Raw genomic sequence first — 23104 nt, 5'->3', positions numbered from 1 at the left:
TGAACCGGGGAAATAAATAATGATGATAATACGATTACATTGATACTTGCGGCGGAGCCGGTTGATCCGGACTTCCGGCATTCTTAACAGGTATTCTGATCAGATACCAGGCTATCAATGCAAATACTACAAGACTAATGTAGAAACTCGGGGAATCGAAAATATGGAATAAGGAAATCTCGAAGAACGCAAAACCCGCAAAGAGAAGTCCGATAAGTGCCTCCCCTGCAATCAAACCAGCTGCGAGCAGAATTCCAGTATTCTCTACTCTTGATTTCTGTGCATCGTTAAATTTCTTTTTAGCATTTACCATTTCAACGGCGCCTTTAATTAAACCGCCAACAAAAATTGCAAATGTAGTACCGAGCGGTAAGTACATACCGACAGACACTAGCATAGGGCTTTTAATATTCATTAAAATAAAACCTACACCCATAAGCATACCGGTAAAGATAAGAATCCATTCCATTTCGCCGGCAACAATTCCTTTTGAAAGAATTGCCATAAGGCTGGCCTGCGGTGCGGGTAATTTTTCTCCACCGAATCCAGTACCTCCCATTTTTATATCGCCTTCATGAAGTATAATAAGAGGAATAAACATTACAGCTGCCGATACCGCAATTCCGATTAGATCGCCGATCTGCATTTTCCAGGGCGTACCGCCAAGGATATGACCAGCTTTAAGGTCCTGAAGCATTTCTCCAGCAACTGCAGCACTAACACAGACAACAGCTGCAACGCCAAGAACCGCGGCTACTCCCTGTGTTCCCGTCATACCGAGTACAACCATCAATAATGCAGCAACAACTAATGTTGAAAGTGTTAATCCGGAGATAGGATTATTTGATGAACCGATTATACCGACAAGATAACCCGAAACCGCCGCAAAGAAGAATCCGGCAATTATCATTACTACCGTAGCAATAAACGCTGCAACTAAATTCTGAGCGAAGAACTCATATATAATGAATGTTAATACTGCTGTTGCAAGAATTCCGATCATAACCCACTTGAAAGCAATATCCTTTTCAATTCTATCAACAGTATGGCTGCCGCTGGCTGCTTTCTTAACATCGCCAATTGATCTTGAAATACCGGCTATTAAATTTTTTCTCATTCTCCAGAGTGTGAATGCGGCGCCAACGAGCATACCGCCGATTGCTATCGGTCTTACATAATCTCTCCAGACCTGAACAATTGTACCTGCCCAATCCTGACCTTCCATCGGCGTATTACCGAATTTAAAGTAAGCAATTATCGGAGCGAGCAGACCCCAGGCAATAACTCCTCCTGAGAAGTTTAATGAAGCCAGACGGGGACCGATAATGTATCCAACGCCCATATAGGCAGGGCTGACATCGGGAGATCGGAACAGGATATTTCCTTTGCTCAATGAAAGTAACCCGTCGGCACTGGTAGCAAATAATTTGAACTGACCGAGAGCCTGAATCAATGCTCCAACGCCCATAGCGTTGAAGAGGAACTTGGAACCGGAACCGCCGTGCTGACCTGCTTTATGAATTTCTGCAGCCGCAACAGATTCAGGGAACGGAAGTTCAACATCTTCAACCATAACCCTTCTTAAGAGTGCCACGAACATAATACCGAGAACACCGCCTGCAACCATTATTGCAGCGGAAATAATATAATTACCCGGTGTAAAGAAAGGATCCCAGATTCCTGCAATAAAAAAGGCAGGTAAAGTGAAAATTGCACCAGCTGCAATCGATTCGCCAATCGAGCCGACAGTACGGGCAAAATTTTCTTCTAAGATGGTACCCTTGAATAATTTAATTATCGCCATTCCAATCACTGCAGCCGGATATGTGGCTGCAATTGTCATTCCGGCTTTTAAACCTAGATAAGCATTAGCTGCACCGAGAACAACCGCCAGAACCAATCCGATAATTAAAGCACGGATTGTAAATTCTGCCATATTAGTTTCTGAAGAGACGAAGGGGACGAACTTTTTCTGTTCCGTCATACTTTTCTCCTGTGTTGATGTGAGGATTTTATGAATTAATTATAAAATCTTGTTTAACGGTTTGCTAATATAAATATCGCAACATATCTGAGCAACATGATAATTTATGAATCTATCTATGAGGATAACTAATCTTTTCTTTGAGAGAATATTATACCTAAAACTTCATCTTTCTCATACCGATGTGACAAATTGCAAAATCATATTTAACAGGATCATCCGGATCGAACTTACTTAACTTTCCGGTTATCTCTTCGGCCATCAACCAAGATATATTTTTTTTACCGGTCAGTTTTAATTTTTGGCAGATTCTGGCCACATGTGTATCAACCGGAATAATCAATTTTGAAGCCGGTATTCTTTTCCATATTCCGAAATCGAGATCATCTTTACGGACCATCCATCTCAGAAAGAGATTCACTCTTTTACATCCACTCCCCTTCATCGGATCAGGGAACATAAATCTAATACCATAACTAACGGATTTCCCTTTAGACATTATTCCGGTCATATTTCCGGAAAAAACTGATAATCTTTCTTTTATGTCAATTGAATCACCTGTGTGACCGGCCATAAAAAAAGATTCAAGCGATTCGTATTTATTATAAATATTATTTAAGGCAAGAAACAATCGGGATATATCATCACCGGAATAAAACCGGTGTTTTAGCAGATTAAAAAAACTGCATCCCAAATTTTTATCATAGTTTAACACAAAGCTGTATGGACTGCCGGACATAATAGCGTTAAGTTTCTCTAAAATGCTTATTATCTGCTTAATATTTCCGTATGCAAATACAGAAGAAATGAGTCCGGATATTTCAATATCGGAAGGATTATTGTATCTGTGGGGAAATTCTAACGGGTCGGGAGAGATTCTTGACCGATCGAACAACTCGTAATAAAAATCTAATTTTTCTTTCAGTCCTCTGTTTTTCAAAAATAGTTCTTCAAATTTTATTTTACTAAAATCATTTTTTTTGTAAAATGATGGGTCGGTGTTACAAGTCTGAGGAAATAGATCCCCGAGCTTAAACTGCTTCCGTTGAAAACAACATTGTGCGACCCGGGCTTTTTAATATCATGTACCAGTGAATTAATCTCATTACCAATTACGTCAAATACCTTGAGACTAACAAACGACTCTTTTTCAATTTCATAATTTATTTTTGTTGAAGGATTAAACGGGTTAGGAAAATTCTGGAATAATACGGTTTGTGTCGGGAAAGGATTTCCGTTTTCTTCAATTCCCGTTAAGAACTCGGAATCATTAATTACCGAATTCCAGATGCTCATTTTAGTACCATCCATTCTCATCCATATCGGAAAGATTTTATTGTCATAAGCTGCAATGTTTGTATAATCACCAAAAAAAACTGTATTAACAGGGTAAAAAGAATACTGAGAGATACAATAATTAGAAAATGTTTCTCCACCGTCATCCGAACGTGCAATATAAACATGGGTTTGAGTGTTATTTGGATCAGGATTTTCACGCCGGTCGTAAAAAATAATATAGATTTTACCGGTAACGGGATCTACTGTCATCCAGTTAAAGAATTGATGCCTGGGGAAATGATCATTATTAACTTTTTTAGGAGAACTCCAGGTAGTGCCGCCGTCAACGGATTTCGAGAAAAAAATATCCGTATCACCATTGATCTGATCGGACCAATTGATATAAATAGATCCGCGATGAGGTGAATTGCTAATATCGCAAGCAGTAACAGGGAAACCATTTGCGCGATAAATTCCGGGTATATCGAATGCCCAACCGGCATTAAGATTGGAAACATGAATATCATCAGAAAAAGTAACACCGCCATCCGTTGATTTATCGAATTGTATTCCCAGCGGACCAGACCAGCTCAAATAGACTTCCCCATTAGGTCCAGTGCATGGTACGGCCCCTTCCATAGTATTATCGTCATCCAGGCAATCACCTTCAATATCACTGATTTTAATGGGAGACGACCAGGAAGCGCCGCTGTTTGTAGATCTCGCAAACAGAATTCTTGAGCGATCATTGGGATTTGAACTTCCGTACTTATCAAATTCAGTCCATGCCATATACAGGTTATTCCTGTATTGAGAGTTGGAATAATCAGCACAAAGCCATTCCTTATCCTGCTGTCTGGAAGGAGGTGAAAAGCCAACACCTACATCATAATCCCATGTAGATCCGTTAGTAGTAGAACGCTGAACAACAATTCGATCTATCCAGTAGCCCGTTCCTGTATTTCTCTGATCTGATAAATGTCCGAAAAATAAATTTCCGCTTGCATCATAGACCAGACAAGGATCGCCCCAGACTCTCCATACAGAGCTCATTAATTTCTGGGACCAGGAATTGCCGCCGTCACTCGAGAAGTAGAATAAGTTCAGATTTGAGCCCGCTGAGATAAAATTTGGATTAACCGGATTTACAGCTATTGATACTTCATTAGGCTGACTGGCAGTTGAATTGTTCACCTGAATATTTTTGAACTGAGGGAATATTATTGAAAAAGAAAAAAGTTGGGTTAATAAAAACAGGAAGAGAGTTTTTTTAAAAAATATCATATGCAGTTTGTCATAAATCGACAGATAATTAAGGAGAATTATTTCGAATTACAAATCCAAAATAATTCTCCAAAAATCATTTATTCACCCCGGTTAATTTAATCATCTCTTTAATGGCCTGTTCGAGGCCAACATAAAGAGCTCTTGCAATAACGGCATGTCCTATACTTACTTCATCAATATCCGGAATTGCAACAAATTCTTTCATATTACTGTAATTCAATCCGTGGCCGGCATTAACACCGAGTCCCAGCTTTTTAGCATGTTTTGCCGCGAGACGTACTCTTTCAAGTTCATCGAAAATATCCTCCTCGCCCACAGCATTGGCATAATGACCAGTGTGGATTTCAATGAAGTCGGCATTTATCTCAGCCGCCGCATCAATCTGGTTGATATCCGGTTCAATAAAAAGTGATACAGGGATATCTGCATCATGGAGTGATCTGATTGCAAGTCTTAAGTGATTAATATTATCAATTACATTAATACCGCCTTCGGTTGTCAGTTCCTGTCTTTTTTCAGGCACTATAGTAGCCAGTTCGGGTTGAACATCGCAAGCGATATTAATAATATCATCTACGGCTGCCATTTCGAGATCGAGTTTGGTTGTAATCAGTTCCCTTAACAGGCGCAGATCGCGTTCATTTATGTGACGGCGGTCCTCTCTAAGATGTACTACAATTCCGTCGATCCCGTAAAGCTCCGCCATTAATGCGAATGAGACAGGATCAGGCTGTGATTCACCTCTTGCATTTCTAAGAGTTGCTACATGATCAACATTTAAACAAAATCTCATATCAATCCTTTCTAAATTATTTATTCAATAAATAAAAAAATATTCAGAATAATTAAAGTGAAATCCCACGTCACTGATATAATTGAAACAGTCTCACACTCAAATTTCAAATTTAATACCCTGTGCCAGAGGAAGTTTAGTCCCGAAATTAATTGTGTTTGTTTGTCTTCTCATATATTGTTTCCATGAATCCGAACCGGATTCTCTTCCTCCCCCGGTTTCCTTTTCGCCTCCGAAAGCACCGCCGATTTCAGCTCCGGATGTACCAATATTCACGTTAGCAATACCGCAATCGCTTCCCCAGTGGGAAAGGAATGTTTCGGCTTCGCGCATATCTGTAGTGAATATTGATGAAGAAAGCCCCTGTACAACATCGTTTTGTTTTTCGATTGCATTCTGAACGTCGCCTTTGTATTTGATCAGATAGAGTATCGGCGCAAAAGTTTCCTCCTGAACAATTTTATAATTATTCTCTGCTTCTACAATAGCCGGTTTTACATAACACCCGGATTCATATCCGCTGCCTGATAGGAGTTCGCCACCGAAGATAATTTTTCCTCCTTCTTTTTCAACCATTTTTAGGGCTTGCTTAAATTCTTCTACCGCGCCTTTATCAATCAAAGGACCTACGTGATTACCGGGATTGAGCGGATTGCCAATTTTAAGCGAGGAATAAGCTTTTAAAAGAGCGTCCTTTACTTTTGGATATACATCTTCGTGAATAATCAATCGGCGCGTTGTTGTACATCTCTGCCCCGCTGTTCCAACAGCTCCGAAGACTACAGCGGGTATTGCCAGCTGAAAATCCGCGTTTGGTGTAATTATAATTGCGTTGTTGCCTCCCAATTCAAGAATAGTTTTGCCGAATCTTTTTGATATTACTTCGGCTGCATGTTTTCCGATAGCGGTTGATCCAGTTAAAGAAATTAGAGGAACACGTTTATCGTTAAGCATTTTTTCGCCGACAGTGGATCCTTTGCCAATAATCAGCGAGAAGAGTCCTTCCGGCAAATTATTTTCTTTAATCACATCAGAAATAATATTCTGCACCGCAATGGCACATAAAGGAGTTTTTGAGGAAGGTTTCCAGAGATTGGCGTCACCGCAAACGGTAGCAAGAGCACTATTCCATGCCCAGACAGCAACCGGGAAATTAAAAGCTGTTATAATACCGACTACACCGAGAGGATGATACTGATCGTACATACGGTGTTTCTCACGTTCGCTCACCATTGTAGATCCGTACAACTGCCTGGAAAGACCCACTGCAAAATCGCAAATATCGATCATCTCCTGAACTTCACCTAAACCTTCCTGAAGCGATTTACCCATTTCATAAGAGACAAGATGACCAAGCGGTTCTTTAAAAAGTCTTAATTGATTTCCGATTTGCCTGACAACTTCTCCCCTCTTAGGAGCCGGAACGGTCCGCCAGAATTTAAATGCCTCGTCGGCTTTTGCAACTACTTCATCATAATCTTTAACGGAACACTGATACACCTTTGCAATTGGTTTACCGTCCACCGGAGAAACCACATTAATCATTCCCTGATCATTTGTTTTGAACCAATTTAATCCTGTGGAGGCGCCGTAATTTTCATCTTTAATCCCCAACTGTTTTAAAAAATCCATTATAACCTCTGATTTGTTTTGTATAAAGATTACTCTATTTTAAGAAAATTCAGAAAGCACGATTGAAACAGATCACCTGACCAGTTGGATGGAACCGATCGTCGACTTTAAACTTTTCAATTCACTCTCAAGATTTTCCCTTCGGACAGTACAATCGAACTGAATAATTCTTGAGTTCTGGTTTAGGTACAGAATTTTAAAATTGATTAGATCTTCTTTTTCACTCTTTATCTGAAAGAACTTAATCCCGGATTTAGTAAAAGATGCAATGGATATTTTATCATTGCGCAGTTTATTGCCGAGAAGATTTTTATAATTATTAAACGATAATTCGCTATTCAAGGATGAATCCGAGTATTCAACATAACCGACACTTAATAAACTGCCGCCGGACTGATTAAAGAATAGATACTGAGGTGAATATTCGAATCTGTTTTGAGAGGAATCCTGAAACTTGTTTCTGGTTTCTATTTTGCGGGAGAGTTCGGCAGACTGAATAAGCCAATTAGCGGGAGGATTGAATTTGGTTCCGAGCGATTGATCAACAATTTCTTCTGCAAGATTGGACGTATCGTTATTATAGAAATCGCCGCTGAACCAGTCCCCGTCATTATTCCCTTTACAAGAAAGTAGAAATAAAAGAAAAATGAACCTGAATATTATCTTAAACGAATTTTGCATATGGCTTTTTATCACGGGACAAATTTAAGAAAAATGTTTTTGTTAAAACTATAAAATGAAATGAATCTTTTCTTGTAAGTCCTTTATTAACTTCCTATTTTTGTTCCAGGAGTAAAAAGAAGTATGAAATACATTAATTATCAAAAAATAACGGGCAGAAAAAACCTTCGTAATTACTTCTCCTCCCGCCTCGAAGAAGTCTTCTAATTCTCTTTTCTTACTTACAGATCTCTAAAATATCAAATTAATTTTGGGAGGAATCCGTTTATGGGTAATCAAGAAAACTCATTCGAGGAGATTATTATGGCTCAAAAAGATAAGATAGAAGCTCAAAAAGTACATGAAATACTGAAACGCTCGATGCTGATCGACGGGTTCGAATTCGTACTCGATCTTGAAAGAAGTTATGGATTGACTATAGTTGATGAAAGGTCCGGTGATGAATACCTCGATTTCTTTTCCTTTTTTGCATCTTCGCCAGTCGGTTTGAATCATAATAAAATCAATACGCCGGAGTTCCGAGAGGAGCTGGCCATTGCTGCTATGAATAAACCATCCAATTCAGATATATATACTGTTGAAATGGCAAAGTTCGTTGATTCATTTTCGAGGATCGCAAAACCTGCCGATTTCAATCACCTTTTCTTTATTGACGGCGGTACTCTGGCAGTTGAAAACGGTCTTAAGACCGCCTTCGATTGGAAAGTCAGAAAGAATCTCGAGAAAGGATATCGTGAGGAGCGAGGACATCAGGTTATTCATTTCAAGGAGGCATTTCACGGGCGTTCAGGATATACAATGTCGTTGACAAATACTGATCCGACAAAAATAAATTACTTTCCGAAGTTTAAGTGGCCCCGGATAATAAATCCCAAAATATCTTTCCCTTTAGAAAATCACCTGAACGAGATTATTAAAAAAGAAAACCAGGCAATAGATGAAATTAAGGATGCTATTTCGAAAAATCAGGATGATATTGCTGTAATTATTATTGAACCTGTTCAGTGTGAAGGAGGCGACAATTTCTTCAGAAAAGAGTTTTTCATAAAATTGAGAGAGATAGCCGACGAAAACGATATTTTACTTATGTTCGATGAGGTTCAAACAGGACTGGGAATGACAGGTAAAATGTGGGCATATGAACATTATGTTGAACCGGATATAATTGCATTCGGCAAAAAAGTACAGATTTGCGGAATAATGGTTTCTGACCGGATTGACGAGGTTAAAGAGAACGTATTCAGGACATCGAGCAGGATTAATTCAACATGGGGAGGAAACCTAGTTGATATGGTGAGATCCAGAAAAAATCTCGAAATTATTGAGGAGGAAAATCTGGTCGAAAATTCAAGAATTACGGGTAACTATTTATTGCAGAATCTAAGCGAATTAGAGCTGGAATTTCCGGATTTGGTTTCTCAGGCCCGAGGACTGGGTCTGTTATGTTCATTTGACCTTCCATCACCGGAAATAAGAAAAACTTTTTTGAATGAATTATATAAAAATAAAATGATAATGCTGGGGTGCGGTAAAAGCTCAATACGTTTCAGACCTCCATTAACAGTAACAAAAGAAGACATTGATAAAGGGATCTCGATTATTAGGAGAGTCTTAGATAAAATGTAATTTGTAAAATGTATTTTTAGAATTAGCTTTTGAATCAGCTGTTTTTCTATAATATTGCATTATACTTTTTACATATTATCTTACAGGTGTTTCAGTGTCAAAATTGATTGTTGTGGCAACACCAATCGGTAATCTATCCGATATAACCTACAGAGCCGTTGATACACTCAAGTCGGTTGATATAATAGTATGTGAAGATACACGGGTAACTAAGATCCTTCTGGACCACTATCAAATTGAAAAACCATTGTTTGTTGTTAATGCGCAGAATGAATCAAAAAAGATTCCTGAATTGATAGAACGAATTAATAACGGGTCAGTCTGTGCTTTAGTCTCGGATGCCGGAACACCTTCAATTTCGGATCCGGGTACAAGATTGGTTAATGCAGCTGTGAAAAATGGAATTGAAGTTATTGGAATACCAGGACCAAGTGCCGTTATTCTAGCGTTAAGTATAAGCGGATTACCAACCGACTCGTTTGTATTCGAAGGATTCCTGCCCCAGAAGAAAGGTAGGCAAAAGAAATTAACGGAACTTGCAGTAGAAGAAAGAACCATAGTACTATACGAATCCACTTACCGAATTGAAAAATTACTCGAAGAAATTAATAAGTATATGCCGGACCGACAATTAGTAATTGGCAGAGAGCTAACGAAAAGATTTGAAGAGATGTGGCGAGGTACAGCTGCTGAAATAATAAGAGACTTAAGCAATAAAACTATTAAGGGTGAGTTCGTCGTAATAATTGCACCAAACGGATTCATAATTTAGATATCGAAGAATTAAGCAGGAATTGTAAGGGATATCCAAATGAATATCCCCCGCAAAATTTTATTCGGAATCGTATTGGATAAGAGAATGGATTTCATACTCTTTCAGTTTTTCTCTCCCATTTAAGAAGGCAAGTTCAATCAGAAAAGAGATGAGTACGATTTTGCCGCCAAGTTTTTCAATCAGATTACATGCAGCTTTCATCGTGCCACCTGTAGCGAGTAAATCATCATGGAGCAGGACTGTGTCGCCCGGATTAATTGCATCTTTATGTATTTCGATCGAATCAGTACCATATTCAAGAGAATAGAATTCCGATAGTTTCTCCGCGGGTAATTTCCCAGGTTTCCTAATTGGAACAAATCCTGCTTTTAATTTTTCCGCCAGAATCCCTCCGAGTATAAATCCACGAGATTCAATTCCAGCTACTTTAGTTATCTTTATATTTTTAGCGAAGTTATATAATTCTTCTACCGTATAAGAAAGAGCCAATGGATTCTTCAGTAATGTAGTAATATCCTTAAAAACGATCCCTTTCTTCGGGAAATCCGGTACATCCCTTATGGAATCTTTTAAGTTCATTTTGCCTCCTGTTTCAATTCTATGTTATCCAAATTTTTTGATTTCATCTCCTCAAGATATTTTAAAAGAATCTCTTCAATGGGAGCATACTCAGTTTGTTTATACAACTCAATTCTTACCTCTTTTGAGCCGGGCAATCCCTTTAAATACCCCGCATAATATTTTCTGAAAGGCAGAATTGCCGCACGCACATCCTTGATCTCAAGAGAATATTTCAAATGTCTTAAAGCTGTTGAAATTCTTTCATCCACTGTCACATCCTGACAAGAAATATTCTGCATCAGGGATTTAGCTTCCCGAAAGATCCAAGGATGTTCAATGGCCCCCCGGGCAATCATAACTGCGTCCGCATTAGTTTCATTAAAAGCTCTTAAAACATCGGTCGAAGTAAAAACACCCCCATTCAGTGCAACAGGTATTTTAACGACTTCCATAACCTTTGGAATCCAGGACCAGTCGGCTTCTCCGCTATGTCCCTGAACTTTGGTTCTGCAATGCAAAGTCAATCCGGAAGCGCCGGCATCTTCAATCCGTTTTGCCACATCAAGGATATTTATCGAATTACTATCCCAGCCGATTCTGGTTTTTACGGTTACCGGTACTGATACTGCTTTTACAATACTTTCAACCATCGTCTGCATGTAACAGGGATCTTTAAGCAGACCGGCTCCTGCGCCTCTGCCTGCAATTTTTTTAACCCAGCACCCGGCATTAATATCAATGATATCCGGATTCTTTGTCTCAGAGATTCTTGCAGCCTGGATCATAGGTTCAAGGTTGCCGCCGTATATCTGGATACCTACCGGCCGTTCCTCTTCTGAAATTTCAAGTTTGAGTTCGGTTTTTTTATTAGCTCTTATCAGACCGTCAGAATTCACAAATTCAGTATAGACAACATCGGCGCCGAATTCTTTACAGATTTTCCTGAATGCAATATCTGTTACATCCTCCATAGGGGCCAGCAGAAGAGCATTCTTTAATTCTATTTTGCCGATTTTAAACATTTCCGGTTTCTACCATTCTTTCAGGTTTAAGTAAAAAATATGAGAGAAGAAAAGCAACAAATGTAAATGCAGCACCGGTTAGAAACGGGAACTGATATCCAAAGAAATCGTATGCAAATCCTCCCCATAACGGTCCCAATACTCTGGCAAATGCAGAGAAGGATTGGTTAATTCCTAATAGAGCTCCTTGTTCATTCTCGGCAGTGTATTTTGATATCATACTTAAAATAGTCGGTTGAAGTATTCCCGTACCAATTGATAAAATAGATATTATTATTGCCACTCCGGTAAAATTAGAACCAAACGGAAGAAATCCAAGTCCGATTATCATTGCAAATGAACCGGAAAGAACAAGGGACCTATCACTTATTTTGTTGGACAGAAATCTCAACAGTCCGCCCTGAATCAGAGCACCGATAATTCCTGATATCCCGAATAGCATACCTGTTTGCTGATCAGAGAAATGATATACCTTATAACCGAGAATCGCGAATGTCCCGTAGATATTTGCCATTGAAAAGACTATCATAAAGAAAAGGATAATTAAAAATCCAATCCGTGAATCTGAAATAACTTTTTTTGTATACTTAAAATCGAACAGACGGATTTCAAATTTTGAGCCTGATTTTAAATCCTTATTTGATTCCGGAAGCATAAAAAGAGCGAAAACAAAAGCCATAAATGAGAAACCGGCGCTTCCATATCCTGCTACGTGATATCCGTATTTGGAAAGTATTGCGCCGATCAACGGACCGAATACAAATCCCAATCCGAACGCGGCACCGATTAGGCCCATCCCTTTTACTCTCTCTTCTTTACTTGTTATATCTGCAATATAAGCCTGAGCTACTCCTATGTTGCTTCCGCCAAATCCTGCTAATAGTCTGGACAGGAATAAAATCAGAAACGAATCGGCAAAACTGAAAATTAGATATGAGGCAACCGTAACAAGCTGAGTAACAAGAATTACAGGGCGTCGCCCAATTCGATCGGATATTTTTCCAAAAACCGGATTAAAGAGAAATTGGATAAGAGAATAAATTGCGACGATAACACCGATGCCGAAATCGGAAATATTAAGATCTTTACTTGCAAAAGTCGGGAGTATCGGGATTAAGATTCCGAATCCCATCAAATCTATAAAAACTGTTACAAAGATTATGCTTAGTGATGCTTTATTTTTCATTTTTTTGATTTTCTCAGGTGTGCAAAGATATGAAAATCAGATTCATTTCCTGAAAAGTATTTCACCGGCATCATAATAACTTTGAATCATTTTCATTTTATCACTGGAGCTGAAAAATTCGGGGACTTTAAAAAAACTTGTATCGGAAGGAACAATTATAAATTCGTTTTTTATGCCGGTAAATCCTTTGTAAACCCAGGTCGGGATAGCAGTGGCATTGTTTATCCAGATCGAATCCCTTTGAAAATTTTTACATATTTCTAATTTCAGAATTGCACCGGCATCTGAATACCTCCATCTTTGATTCGAAATAAAATTACCGAGGGAATAGGCAACAAATCCATTTTTAAGTTTCCCATTGCCTTTCGTAAGAAATTCCGTCCGCTGTAAAACGTGTGGATGGCTACCGATAATTATATCCGCTCCGTATTGAAATGTCTTTTTCACTGTCTCAACTTGAAATCCTGACGGTTTCCTTGAATACTCATCACCGAAATGGAAATAGACAATGACCAGTTCTGCGCCTTTATCACGTAAACGACTTATATCTGAATCAATTCTAACTGTATCGATCAAATTAATCATAAAGCTTTTTGATTTAGGGAGATAATTTCCATTGAGACCATAAGTATAAGCGAGCAGTCCAAGTTTAATTCCTTTCATGTCGATTATGATCAAAGAATCGCTTCTGCTTTCCGAGTTACTTGATCCGATATTTTTCATCCCCTTTTCTTCAATCTGTTCGATTGTTCTAACAACGCCACGCGTACCTCTATCCAGACTATGGTTATTCACGGTATAGAGAAAATCAAAGCCGGCATATTTAAGCGCGTCGAGTAATTGATCGGGTGAATTAAATAGCGGGTAGCCGGTTAATTTTTCACTTATGCCGGCTGTTACCGTTTCAAGATTTCCGAATGCCAGATCGGCTTTTTCGATCAGATTTTTTACATATCTGAAAACCGGTTTAAAATCGAAACTGTCTTTTCCGATTCTGGCATAATCTATCTGAGGGGAATGACACATTATATCCCCCACAAATGAAAGACTGATTGTTGAAACAGAATCAGCATATATCTTCTTTTCATCAGACTTAAAATTTTTATCCGACGGGATGAAAAGAAGTAATAGGTTAACAGTTAGAAAAAGGATCTTAATCTTCATATCAAGAATAAAAAAAGCCGGATCAGGCGAACCAATCCGGCTTTCAGGAAAATAATTATAAATTAGCCGGCACTTTTATCGCCTTTTCTCTGGGCTTTAACTTCCTGGATTTCGTTTCTCATATCCTGAGCCAGTCTTTTCAACTCGCTTAATCCTTTTCTTAAGCGGGTTCCGGCAGCGGACTGACCTTTGTCATAAAACTTTGTTACATCAACTTCGAGAGTTTTTAAGAACTCAATTAGATTTTGATACTTCTGCATTTGTACCTCCTCCTTTATAAGTTGGTTGGTTATAATTAATTGTCAATAGTATTTTCAAGAATTATTTCAGCAATATCTTTTACATCAACTTGTTCAGACTTTTCAAGTGATTTAAGTCCATCAGTCATCATTGTCATACAAAACGGACAGGCTGAAGCAATTGTACCGGCATTAGTTCTAACAGCTTCTTGTGTCCTTTCAACATTAATACGTGTTCCTTCAATTTCTTCAAGGAACATCCTGCCGCCCCCGGCGCCGCAGCAGAACCCTTTATCGCGGGTACGTTCCATTTCAATAAGTTTTAGTCCGTCAACATTCTTAAGCGATTTCCGCGGCTGATCGTAAATACCGTTGTACCTGCCGAGATAACAGGAATCATGAAAAGTAACTTTTGAGTCCCCTGTTCCCTTTTTAAGCTTAATTTTATCTTCGTTTAACAAATCAGTAATTAATTCAGTATGATGAACAACTTCATAATTTCCACCAAACTGGGGAAATTCATTTTTCAGAGCATTATAGCAATGTGGACACCCGGTAACAATTTTCTTAACACCATAATTATTCAATGTTTCAACATTTTCCTGGATCAACATTTGAGCGAGGTATTCATTCCCCAATCTCCTGGCTGTATCACCATTGCATTTCTCTTCAATTCCAAGGATTCTGAAGTCAATATTAGCAATTTGTAACAATTTAGCAATCGATTTTGAAACTTTTTGATACCTTGTGTCAAATGAACCGGCACATCCAACCCAGAAGAGAAATTCACAATTAGGATCCTCGGCCATAGTTTTAATGCCCAATCCTTCAGCCCAGTTTGCCCTATCCTGAGGATTAAAAGCCCAGGGCGAAAAATTTGTCTCGATATTTTTGAAAACGGTATTCAATTCAGGCGGGAAATCCGACTCCATTAAAACGAGATTCCTTCTCAAATCAACAATTGAATCAACATGCTCAATTGTAACCGGGCATTCATAAACACACGCATTGCAGGTAGTACATGCCCAGAGTTCCTGATCAGTTATATAATTATGAACGAGTGTTTGAGAAAGTAGTTCACTTTCAATATTTCCTTCAATAACCAGAGGAGCTTTATCCTCCGTTCTACGTCGGATATCTACAATTATTTTCCTCGGTGAAAGGAGTTTACCAGTATTAGCTGCCGGACATACCGATGTGCACCTTCCACATTCAGTACAGGCAAATCCATCCAGTAACTGCTTCCATGAAAGATGTTCAATATCTGAAGCGCCATACTGAGAGATATTTTCATCGTCAAGATTGATTTTCTTTAATGAGTTCTTGTACTTACCTGTTTTTGAGAAGTAAACATTCGGAATAGATGAAACAACATGGAAATGCTTGGAGTAAGGGAGGAAATTCAGAAATCCGAAAATAAAGACTATATGTAACCACCAGAAAATCTCATACATAGTTTCAGCGTGATGTCCGGATTCATAATAAAATATGCCGCTTAAAAAGTGGCTGACAGGCCTGGATTCGAACTCACCTAGAATAAAACTGTTGCCGGCGATGTGAGAAATATTCTGCCCAAACATTGATACAACTACACCTAGAATTAGAAGTAGAATAAAAGCAGCATCCAGATTTCCTTTCTTACCGACATTGAGGCGAGGTACCTTCTGTATAAACCTTCTATACAAGGCAATAAGAACAGCAACAATAACAAAGAGGCCGAACAGATCCTGAATTAATGTAACAGCTGTGAAGAGCGGTCCAAGAAATCTTAATGTAAATGGAGAATAAAATCCCTGAAAAATCGATTCGATGACAGCCAGAAGAAAAAGAACAAAACCCCAGAAAATAAGGAAATGAATAATTCCTGCAACCGGATCTCGTAAAAGTTTGGATTGCGCAAATGCAATTTTCAGTACGTTTTTAATCCTTTGTAACGGATTATCGAATCTGTCCTCCTTTTGACCGAGAAGAATATATGATAGGATTCTCCGGAGATTATAAGCGAAGAATCCGATCGACAGAAAGAATAGAACAATAAAAATTATATTTTTTAGAGTCATTACTCCCGCTGAAAAATGTTAAGGTAGCTTAGGATATTTTTTTGAAAAAGCTTTATAAATACTTACTGCGGCAGCTATTTTTATTACATCCCATGGAGAGAAAATAATTGCACCGCTGAATAAGGCGCTATTAAGATCGCCATTCAGAAAAAGAGACAGATAGAGAGACCCGCTAAGAAGAATTGCAAGTGAACCTATTACCATAGATAATACAATCATACCTGTATTCGATTTTTTTTCTAACATATAACCAACCAGAAAAGCAGCTAATGGAAAAGCTATAAGGTATCCACCGGTTGGTCCTATCAATCTTGCAAATCCAAAACTGAATTCAGCAAAGATTGGTAATCCAATAACACCGCCGGCAAGATAAATTATCTGACTTATCATTCCGTTCCTTGCGCCTAAAAAAGCTCCGGAAAGAAGTACCAACATTGTTTGCAATGTAAACGGTACCGGCTGAACTGGGACTGCAACCTGTGCACTTAAAAATGTTAAAACAGAAAAAGTCAGGATCCAGAAAAGTTGTGATGATTTAATTTTTGAAAGTGATACTATCACCGTATTAGATTTTACGTTCTCTTTTACAGACATATTTTCCTCTTTTAATTTATATTTTTTTCAAAAAAATGCGCTGTTTTATTCAGAAGTTTTTCAAACTTTTCATTCGAGCCGTTAAACGGATGAACTATATCAAAAGTATGACCCGTTCCGTAAACCTTATAAAACTCTGTTCTGGTTTTATCCGCCCAGGAATAGATCTGCTCCCCTTCAGCAATCGGTACAGCAAGATCCTGATCTCCATGTGCAATGAACAAAGGACAATTTAAATTTTTTAAAGCATTTTCCTGATTCAACGAACATGCTGAATTTTTTTCTATATCATCAAGCAGTTCAACATTTAATCTCATTTTCTGTTTGGTTCTGGCATTCACGATTTCGAAATAACCTTTTTTTCTCCATTCGGTTTTCTGGCGGTTGGAATACCGGTCAAATTTCGAAATCGAAGCCCAGGCTGCTACCGCACCAACATCATTTCTGCCGGCAGCAGTTAATAAGGAAACAGCGCCACCTCGACTATGGCCTAAAATAGCGATTTTTTTACTTATTTCGATGCCAAAAAAACCATTCTTTAGAAAATTAATAATATCGTTCAGCTCCGAAATTTCAAGGGAAATTGTATTCCTGGCGAATTTATCGAGTTCAATAAATTCAAATAAATCATCACCAACACCATTATGAGAAAAATTGAACGTAATCGTAAAGAATCCTCGTTTTGAAAAATATTCTCCCAGGTAATGTCCGAAGCCCCAATCTTTGAAACCCTTAAAACCATGAACAAATACTAAAGCGCGACCGGAGAAAATATTTTCTTCACAAAAACAAGAAGTCCGCAGTTTATTCCCTTTTGAAGAGTATAAGTTGAATTCTTTTATCATCTCCTGCGAAATATGAAGAATATGACCTGTAAAGTCAAGATTTGAATCTGGATGTGATTTCTTTATGAAGAGTTGATTCAGAAATAGTCTGTTATAAGTGAGAGCAGTAAGTTACGGATACCATTTATTAGCATATTTAGTTATTTTTGTTTTAGAAGAGGTACACGTTCGATTTATTGAATTAACGGATAATCAAATGTCAAAAATTCTAATTATTCCATCAATCGACATTCAGAATGGAAAAACTGTCCGTGTTGTTCAGGGTATTCCCGAACTTAACTGTAATGAATACGGAAACGATCCTGTAGAGATGGCAATGATCTGGAGAGCTGAAAATGCAAAGTGTATTCATATAGTAGACTTTGACGCATCACATCATCAGCTTAAAACTAATTTTGAGATAATAAGGCAGCTTTGCGAATCAGTCATTATCCCGGTAGAACTCGGAGGTGGAATAAGAACATTCGAAGACTCCAAAGAACTTTTTGAGTTAGGAGTTGCAAGAGTGGTTATTGGAAGTCTTGCCTTCGAAAAGCCAAGGGAGTTTATTAAAATTTTGGATGAATTTTCTCCTAACAAAGTTGTTGCAGCAATTGACGTAATCAATAACGAGGTTGTTACGAGGGGAAGACAGCAGAGGACTCACCTGAGGGCTGTCGACTACGCAAAATTTTTAAAGTCGATTGGAGTTGAAAGAATTATTGTAACAGATGTATCTACAAATGGAATGCTGGACGGACCGAATATAGAGCTTTCGAAAATGATTGCCGAAGTTTCTGAAAGAAAAATTACTCATTCAGGCGGAATCGGCGGCTACGAGGATTTAAAGAGACTTCAGGAAGAGGCAGGAAATTTAGTTGATTCGGTTATTATAGGAAGAGCCCTTTATGAAAATAGATTCCCCTGCCAAAAGATATGGCGTGTTGCAGAATCGGGCATTTTTAATTAGGAGGAAAAATGGAGAACAATAATTCAACCGGTTCAAAAAGCAGTTTCTGGGCAAATCTATTTAAAACACCTGCAAAAAAAGATGACCTCGAAAACGTACTCCTATCCATGCCCCCATTCGAAAAACTGGAGCCTAAATATTTTAAAATACTCCTAAAACTGATTCATTACAGAGCTTATACAGCAAACGAATACATATTTATGCAGAAAGATCCTGGTATAGGTCTCTATTTGATTATTAAAGGAGAAGTCTTAATTACTGAAGAAGCAGAGGACGGGGAAAGATTTGATCTGGCAAATCTTGGAAGGGGCGATTTTTTCGGAGAACTTGCCCTGCTAGATGAAGAAACAAGATCTGCTTCGGCAATCGCACTTAAGGATTCGCAACTTGCGGTTTTATTCAAACCGGATTTGGACGAGTTTGTAGAAACACATCCCAAAGAAGGGATCAAGATATTACGGGGTATGTCCCAGATTATCGCCACACGGCTTAGAAATTTGAATCATGATTATCTTTCTTTGTACAACCGAACTAGAACAAAGTAAGGAGGAATTATGGATGTAATTAAAAATATTCTAGTACCGATTGATTTTTCCGATTATTCAAAAAACGCACTCAGGTATGCAGTTCAATTTGCGCAGCAGTTTAAAGCAAAAATGTTTCTTGTCTATGTTGTTGAACCGATGATCTATCCAGCCGATTTCAGTATGGGTCAGGTTGCTATTCCTTCAATGGATTCGGACCTGCATTTACGTGCAGAGGAGGAATTGAAGAATCTTGCATCCTCTTTTATCAATAAGGTTGTTGAATCCGAAACAATTATTAAAACAGGGAAACCATTTGTTGAAATAATCGAAACAGCTAATGAAATTGATGCAGACCTAATTATTATGGCAACACATGGCCACACCGGCGTAGAACATTTGTTGTTTGGAAGTACAGCTGAAAAGGTAGTCCGAAAAGCCCCCTGCCCGGTTTTAACATTGAGAGAACCGATAAAGGGATTTAATTACAATGCGAGGAAATGAATTGTGAAATGATTAAAACTTCTAATATGCGATTTTCGAAATTATTCACAGATAATAAATCGGGAAGCCTGGAATTATTGGTTGAACTTCACGAACACCTTAAAAACGAGAAGAAGATTCTGCAAATTTTTCCGGAACTGATAGATTTTGCCGCAAAGCAATTCAGGTCGTTTCAGAATATACAGGTGTATCTTGCTGAAATGAAATCAGCATTGCGTAAAGAAAAAAAACTCGAAGTTTTTTTTGACAAATACGATAGATACTTTAAAGATTCGCTGAAATTGCTCCTCCTAAATGCAGGCAAAATTTTAAAACCGTATTCGAGTTTCATCACAATCTCAAACAGTAAAACCGTATTAGAAGTATTGAAGCATCTCCGGGTAAGTAATCCGGAATTAAAAGTTATTGTTTGCGAATCAAGACCGATGCTTGAAGGAAGATTGCTTGCAAAAAGTCTGATTGCTTCAAAAATTAAAGTCAGACTTATAACCGAAAGTATGATTTACCAATTTATAGATAAAGTTGATGCCGCGATTACCGGGGCCGACGCAATACTGGGAAACGGAGATGTGATTAATAAATCTGGAAGTTCTTTACTTGGATTTGGATGTCAGCAATTTAACAAACCGTTTTACGTAGTAGCCGATAGAAAAAAATTCACAAAATCTAAAAGATATTCAGCAAAAAAAATGCCGCCAGAGGAGATTTGGCGGCAATATCCGGAAAAAATAAAAATTGAGAATTACTACTTCGAACGAATTGAAAAGAAATTAATTACAGAAATCATTTCTGATTGATCATCTCCAGCTGCATTATTGACTGTTTAGCAATACGTGCGATGTCCGTATCCGGAAACTTTTTAGCAAGTCCCTCCCAGATGGATTTAGCTTTAAGATTTTCACCTTTGGAAGCGGCAATAGCACCTGAGTTATAAATTGCAAGTTGATTATCCTTTTCGATCTTCAGGATATTATTTGTAAGTTCTTCAGCTTTATTAAGATCCCCGTTATTAAAATAAAGGAAGGTTAGTTCCAATAGCAGGTCGATTCTCTTGCTATCCTTTTTCAGAATTTTTTCATAAAGTTCTATTGCTTTATCATTCTGATGAGCCATCTTCAGTATATCAGCATATTCCCTAGCTTTAAGTGTATCATCGGGATTCTTTTCATAGCTGGCTTTATATTCTTCCAGACGTTTTCTAGCATCCTCGGTTACGTTGGTACCAGAAGGCATATCGCTATCGCCGCTCATTCCTCTATGGATATCGTCATCCGGCATTTGTTCAGAAATTTCTTTCTGAGTCTCCCGGTTCGAGTTCAAATTCGAAAAAACAACAATTCCAATTACAAAAGCTGTGAACAGGATTAAATAAATATATATAGGTTTGATTTTCATTATAGCTCCGAGTTTTAGATACTAAAAATAAGAATTTTTCATCTAAAAAATTCCGGTAGATTATTTTGATGAACTATCTTGATTTTTTCAGCGTTACATGTCTACAAACAACAGAGGGAAGAATGAATAATTCGATTGTGTCATCTGACAAGGATTTGAAGTTAAAATACAAGGATTTTGAGGATGAAGCTCTGCCGCATTTAGGAGCTTTACAATCTTATGCCCTCAAGCTTACAAATGATACTGATGAAGCTGATGATCTTTTACAGGATACCATGTTAAAAGCATTCCGTTTTTTTGACAAATTTGAAAAAGGGACAAATTGTAAAGCATGGTTATTCCAGATAATGAAAAATTCTTTTATTAACAGTTACAGAAAAAATACAAAAGAGCCTGATAAAGTAGACTACGAGGATATTCAGAATTTTTACGAAAATATAAAAGCAGACGAAGTTAAATCTCCCCATTTCGAAGGTGACGCATTTAACGACATCCTGGATGATGAAATAGTAAATGCTCTTTCCACTTTACCAGATGATTTTAGAACAATCGTATTTCTTTCGGACATAGAAGGTTATACTTATGAAGAAATCGCAGATTTTTTAGATTGCCCTATCGGAACAGTAAGATCCAGGCTCCACAGGGCAAGAAAAATGTTATATGCATTGCTATTTACATATGCACAATCGAATGGAATGATCAAAAAGCCAGAAATCAAGCAGAAAATAAGGAAAATTAGAAATTTCGAATTGATGAAATCCGGGAGATAATCGGTGTAAATAAATATCCCGATTACATCCTTTTTGGAAATTTTGCGTCTAAAAATCAGATATGGTAAATAATATTTCAGTAGACAAGCGGAATTTTTTTTCTTATATTTAGCCGATGAATTTTGAGAAAACATATCAGATTACTGCCTATAGTAAATATCTTTACCATTTCATATTAACCTTTAGTATAAGGTAACTAAAATATTATAATTAACAATCGACTAATGAATAGATCATTCATTAAACGGAACTAATTTGCTATTCAAAGTTATAAAATCAAAAAATTACATCAGAAGGAGTAATAAAAAAATTGAAGATAACTAAGCAATTCACCAATCGTGAGAGTAAATCTTTAGACCAATACCTCCAGGAAATTGGTAAAGTTGATCTTCTTACGCCGGATCAGGAAATTGAACTGGCAATTCAGATTAAAAAAGGGAATAAGCAAGCTCTTGATAAGTTAACAAAAGCCAATCTTCGCTTTGTTGTAAGTGTGGCTAAACAATATCAGAACCAGGGATTACCCTTGGGCGACCTTATAAACGAAGGGAATTTAGGATTAATCAAAGCAGGTTTAAGATTTGATGAAACTCGGGGCTTCAAGTTTATTTCTTATGCAGTCTGGTGGATCCGCCAGTCAATTATGCAGGCTATTGCAGAACAATCCCGAATGGTCCGTCTTCCGCTTAACCGTGTCGGTGCCTTAAATAAAATGGGTAAAGCCCTTAGTCAGTTAGAACAGGAATATGAAAGAAGACCAAGTCCCGAGGAAATTGCTGAACAGCTTGATATGGACGTTTCGGATGTTACATATGCTATGCAGATAGCTGGCCGACATGTATCGATGGATGCTCCGTTTGCCCATAGCGAAGACAGCAACAACAGCCTTCTAGATGTAATGCCGAATGAGGATCAACCGACTCCGGATTTTTCATTAATGAAAGAATCTCTTAAAGCCGAAATTGAAAGATCACTCTCTTCCCTGACTGACAGAGAAGCAGAAGTTATCCGTCTTTATTTCGGATTACAGAAAGAACACTCCCTAACACTGGAAGAAATTGGAGAAAAATTAAACCTTACCAGAGAAAGAGTAAGACAAATTAAAGAGAAAGCTCTCATCCGCCTCAGACACTCAACGCGGAGTAAAAATCTAAAAGCCTATTTAGGATAAAAATTTAAGCCGTCTTTCGACGGCTTTTTTTTTAGAATCTCACTCACCTTTTATTATCTTTGCA

Annotated in this window: 23 protein-coding genes; 8 read left to right on the top strand and 15 right to left on the bottom strand. The window is 37.9% G+C overall.

Annotated features, from left to right (window positions below; genetic code table 11):
• Positions 1-34: 34 nt before the first annotated feature.
• The 6 genes from PLZ15_09420 to PLZ15_09395 all read right to left on the bottom strand — a co-directional run bounded on the left by PLZ15_09420 (position 35) and on the right by PLZ15_09395 (position 7655).
• Entirely contained in the window at positions 35-1984 is a 1950-nt protein-coding gene (locus PLZ15_09420; protein ID HOI29961.1) for an oligopeptide transporter, OPT family, read from the bottom strand.
• Between the two features lie 157 nt (positions 1985-2141).
• Complete coding sequence (locus tag PLZ15_09415; protein ID HOI29960.1) at positions 2142-2924, bottom strand: TIGR02757 family protein; 783 nt, start codon at positions 2922-2924, stop codon at positions 2142-2144.
• Positions 2925-2941: 17 nt separating this feature from the next.
• Positions 2942-4456, bottom strand: coding sequence for a T9SS type A sorting domain-containing protein (locus PLZ15_09410; protein HOI29959.1), 1515 nt, complete (start codon positions 4454-4456; stop codon positions 2942-2944).
• A 166-nt stretch (positions 4457-4622) separates the two neighbouring features.
• Positions 4623-5342, bottom strand: coding sequence for a pyridoxine 5'-phosphate synthase (locus PLZ15_09405; protein ID HOI29958.1), 720 nt, complete (start codon positions 5340-5342; stop codon positions 4623-4625).
• A 99-nt stretch (positions 5343-5441) separates the two neighbouring features.
• The gene (locus tag PLZ15_09400) at positions 5442-6974 is read right to left on the bottom strand and encodes an aldehyde dehydrogenase family protein (protein HOI29957.1); all 1533 of its coding nucleotides are present in this window, start codon (positions 6972-6974) and stop codon (positions 5442-5444) included.
• Positions 6975-7046: 72 nt separating this feature from the next.
• Entirely contained in the window at positions 7047-7655 is a 609-nt protein-coding gene (locus PLZ15_09395; protein ID HOI29956.1) for a hypothetical protein, read from the bottom strand.
• Between the two features lie 267 nt (positions 7656-7922).
• Between PLZ15_09395 and lat the strand changes: the two genes are divergently transcribed.
• Together lat and rsmI are read left to right on the top strand one after the other, a co-directional pair.
• Positions 7923-9281 carry an L-lysine 6-transaminase gene (lat, locus tag PLZ15_09390; GenBank protein HOI29955.1) on the top strand — a complete coding sequence of 453 codons (1359 nt, stop codon included), beginning with the start codon at positions 7923-7925 and terminating at the stop codon, positions 9279-9281.
• A 94-nt stretch (positions 9282-9375) separates the two neighbouring features.
• Complete coding sequence (gene rsmI, locus PLZ15_09385) at positions 9376-10053, top strand: 16S rRNA (cytidine(1402)-2'-O)-methyltransferase (protein HOI29954.1); 678 nt, start codon at positions 9376-9378, stop codon at positions 10051-10053.
• A gap of 60 nt (positions 10054-10113) precedes the next feature.
• On the opposite strand, the gene PLZ15_09380 is transcribed toward rsmI, so the two are convergent.
• The 8 genes from PLZ15_09380 to PLZ15_09345 all read right to left on the bottom strand — a co-directional run bounded on the left by PLZ15_09380 (position 10114) and on the right by PLZ15_09345 (position 17727).
• Positions 10114-10635, bottom strand: coding sequence for an adenine phosphoribosyltransferase (locus PLZ15_09380; GenBank protein HOI29953.1), 522 nt, complete (start codon positions 10633-10635; stop codon positions 10114-10116).
• On the bottom strand, positions 10632-11639 hold the full coding sequence (gene dusB, locus PLZ15_09375) for a tRNA dihydrouridine synthase DusB (GenBank protein HOI29952.1): 1008 nt from the start codon (positions 11637-11639) through the stop codon (positions 10632-10634). The genes PLZ15_09380 and dusB overlap by 4 nt, the downstream gene beginning before the upstream one ends.
• A complete protein-coding gene (locus PLZ15_09370; protein HOI29951.1) occupies positions 11632-12825 on the bottom strand; it encodes an MFS transporter in 1194 nt (397 codons plus the stop codon). Before PLZ15_09370 ends, dusB begins: the two co-directional genes overlap by 8 nt.
• 42 nt (positions 12826-12867) lie before the next feature.
• Positions 12868-13989 carry a CapA family protein gene (locus PLZ15_09365; protein HOI29950.1) on the bottom strand — a complete coding sequence of 374 codons (1122 nt, stop codon included), beginning with the start codon at positions 13987-13989 and terminating at the stop codon, positions 12868-12870.
• Positions 13990-14051: 62 nt separating this feature from the next.
• Positions 14052-14249 carry a histone H1 gene (locus PLZ15_09360; GenBank protein HOI29949.1) on the bottom strand — a complete coding sequence of 66 codons (198 nt, stop codon included), beginning with the start codon at positions 14247-14249 and terminating at the stop codon, positions 14052-14054.
• 35 nt (positions 14250-14284) lie between these two features.
• On the bottom strand, positions 14285-16288 hold the full coding sequence (locus tag PLZ15_09355) for a (Fe-S)-binding protein (GenBank protein ID HOI29948.1): 2004 nt from the start codon (positions 16286-16288) through the stop codon (positions 14285-14287).
• An 18-nt stretch (positions 16289-16306) separates the two neighbouring features.
• Positions 16307-16882, bottom strand: coding sequence for a biotin transporter BioY (locus PLZ15_09350; GenBank protein ID HOI29947.1), 576 nt, complete (start codon positions 16880-16882; stop codon positions 16307-16309).
• A gap of 11 nt (positions 16883-16893) precedes the next feature.
• Positions 16894-17727, bottom strand: coding sequence for a prolyl oligopeptidase family serine peptidase (locus PLZ15_09345; protein ID HOI29946.1), 834 nt, complete (start codon positions 17725-17727; stop codon positions 16894-16896).
• 196 nt (positions 17728-17923) lie between these two features.
• Between PLZ15_09345 and PLZ15_09340 the strand changes: the two genes are divergently transcribed.
• Genes PLZ15_09340 through PLZ15_09325 form a run of 4 tightly spaced genes read left to right on the top strand, consistent with a single transcriptional unit; the run spans position 17924 to position 20501 of the window.
• Entirely contained in the window at positions 17924-18676 is a 753-nt protein-coding gene (locus tag PLZ15_09340; protein HOI29945.1) for a 1-(5-phosphoribosyl)-5-[(5-phosphoribosylamino)methylideneamino] imidazole-4-carboxamide isomerase, read from the top strand.
• Between the two features lie 8 nt (positions 18677-18684).
• Positions 18685-19221 (top strand): cyclic nucleotide-binding domain-containing protein, encoded by a 537-nt coding sequence (locus PLZ15_09335; GenBank protein HOI29944.1) that lies wholly within the window; start codon positions 18685-18687, stop codon positions 19219-19221.
• A gap of 9 nt (positions 19222-19230) precedes the next feature.
• Positions 19231-19704 (top strand): universal stress protein, encoded by a 474-nt coding sequence (locus PLZ15_09330; protein HOI29943.1) that lies wholly within the window; start codon positions 19231-19233, stop codon positions 19702-19704.
• 8 nt (positions 19705-19712) lie between these two features.
• Positions 19713-20501, top strand: a complete 789-nt coding sequence (locus tag PLZ15_09325) for a hypothetical protein (protein ID HOI29942.1) — start codon at positions 19713-19715, stop codon at positions 20499-20501.
• On the opposite strand, the gene PLZ15_09320 is transcribed toward PLZ15_09325, so the two are convergent.
• Complete coding sequence (locus PLZ15_09320) at positions 20488-21099, bottom strand: tetratricopeptide repeat protein (protein HOI29941.1); 612 nt, start codon at positions 21097-21099, stop codon at positions 20488-20490. The genes PLZ15_09325 and PLZ15_09320 overlap by 14 nt on opposite strands.
• 122 nt (positions 21100-21221) lie before the next feature.
• Between PLZ15_09320 and PLZ15_09315 the strand changes: the two genes are divergently transcribed.
• Positions 21222-21869, top strand: coding sequence for a sigma-70 family RNA polymerase sigma factor (locus tag PLZ15_09315; GenBank protein HOI29940.1), 648 nt, complete (start codon positions 21222-21224; stop codon positions 21867-21869).
• A 301-nt stretch (positions 21870-22170) separates the two neighbouring features.
• Positions 22171-23040, top strand: coding sequence for a sigma-70 family RNA polymerase sigma factor (locus PLZ15_09310; GenBank protein HOI29939.1), 870 nt, complete (start codon positions 22171-22173; stop codon positions 23038-23040).
• Positions 23041-23104: the final 64 nt, after the last annotated feature.

This window comes from Melioribacteraceae bacterium (assembly GCA_035362835.1).
In the GTDB taxonomy this organism is placed as follows: domain Bacteria; phylum Bacteroidota; class Ignavibacteria; order Ignavibacteriales; family Melioribacteraceae; genus DSXH01.
Note: the sequence above shows the minus strand (reverse complement) of the source record. Positions and strands in the feature narration are given on the sequence as shown.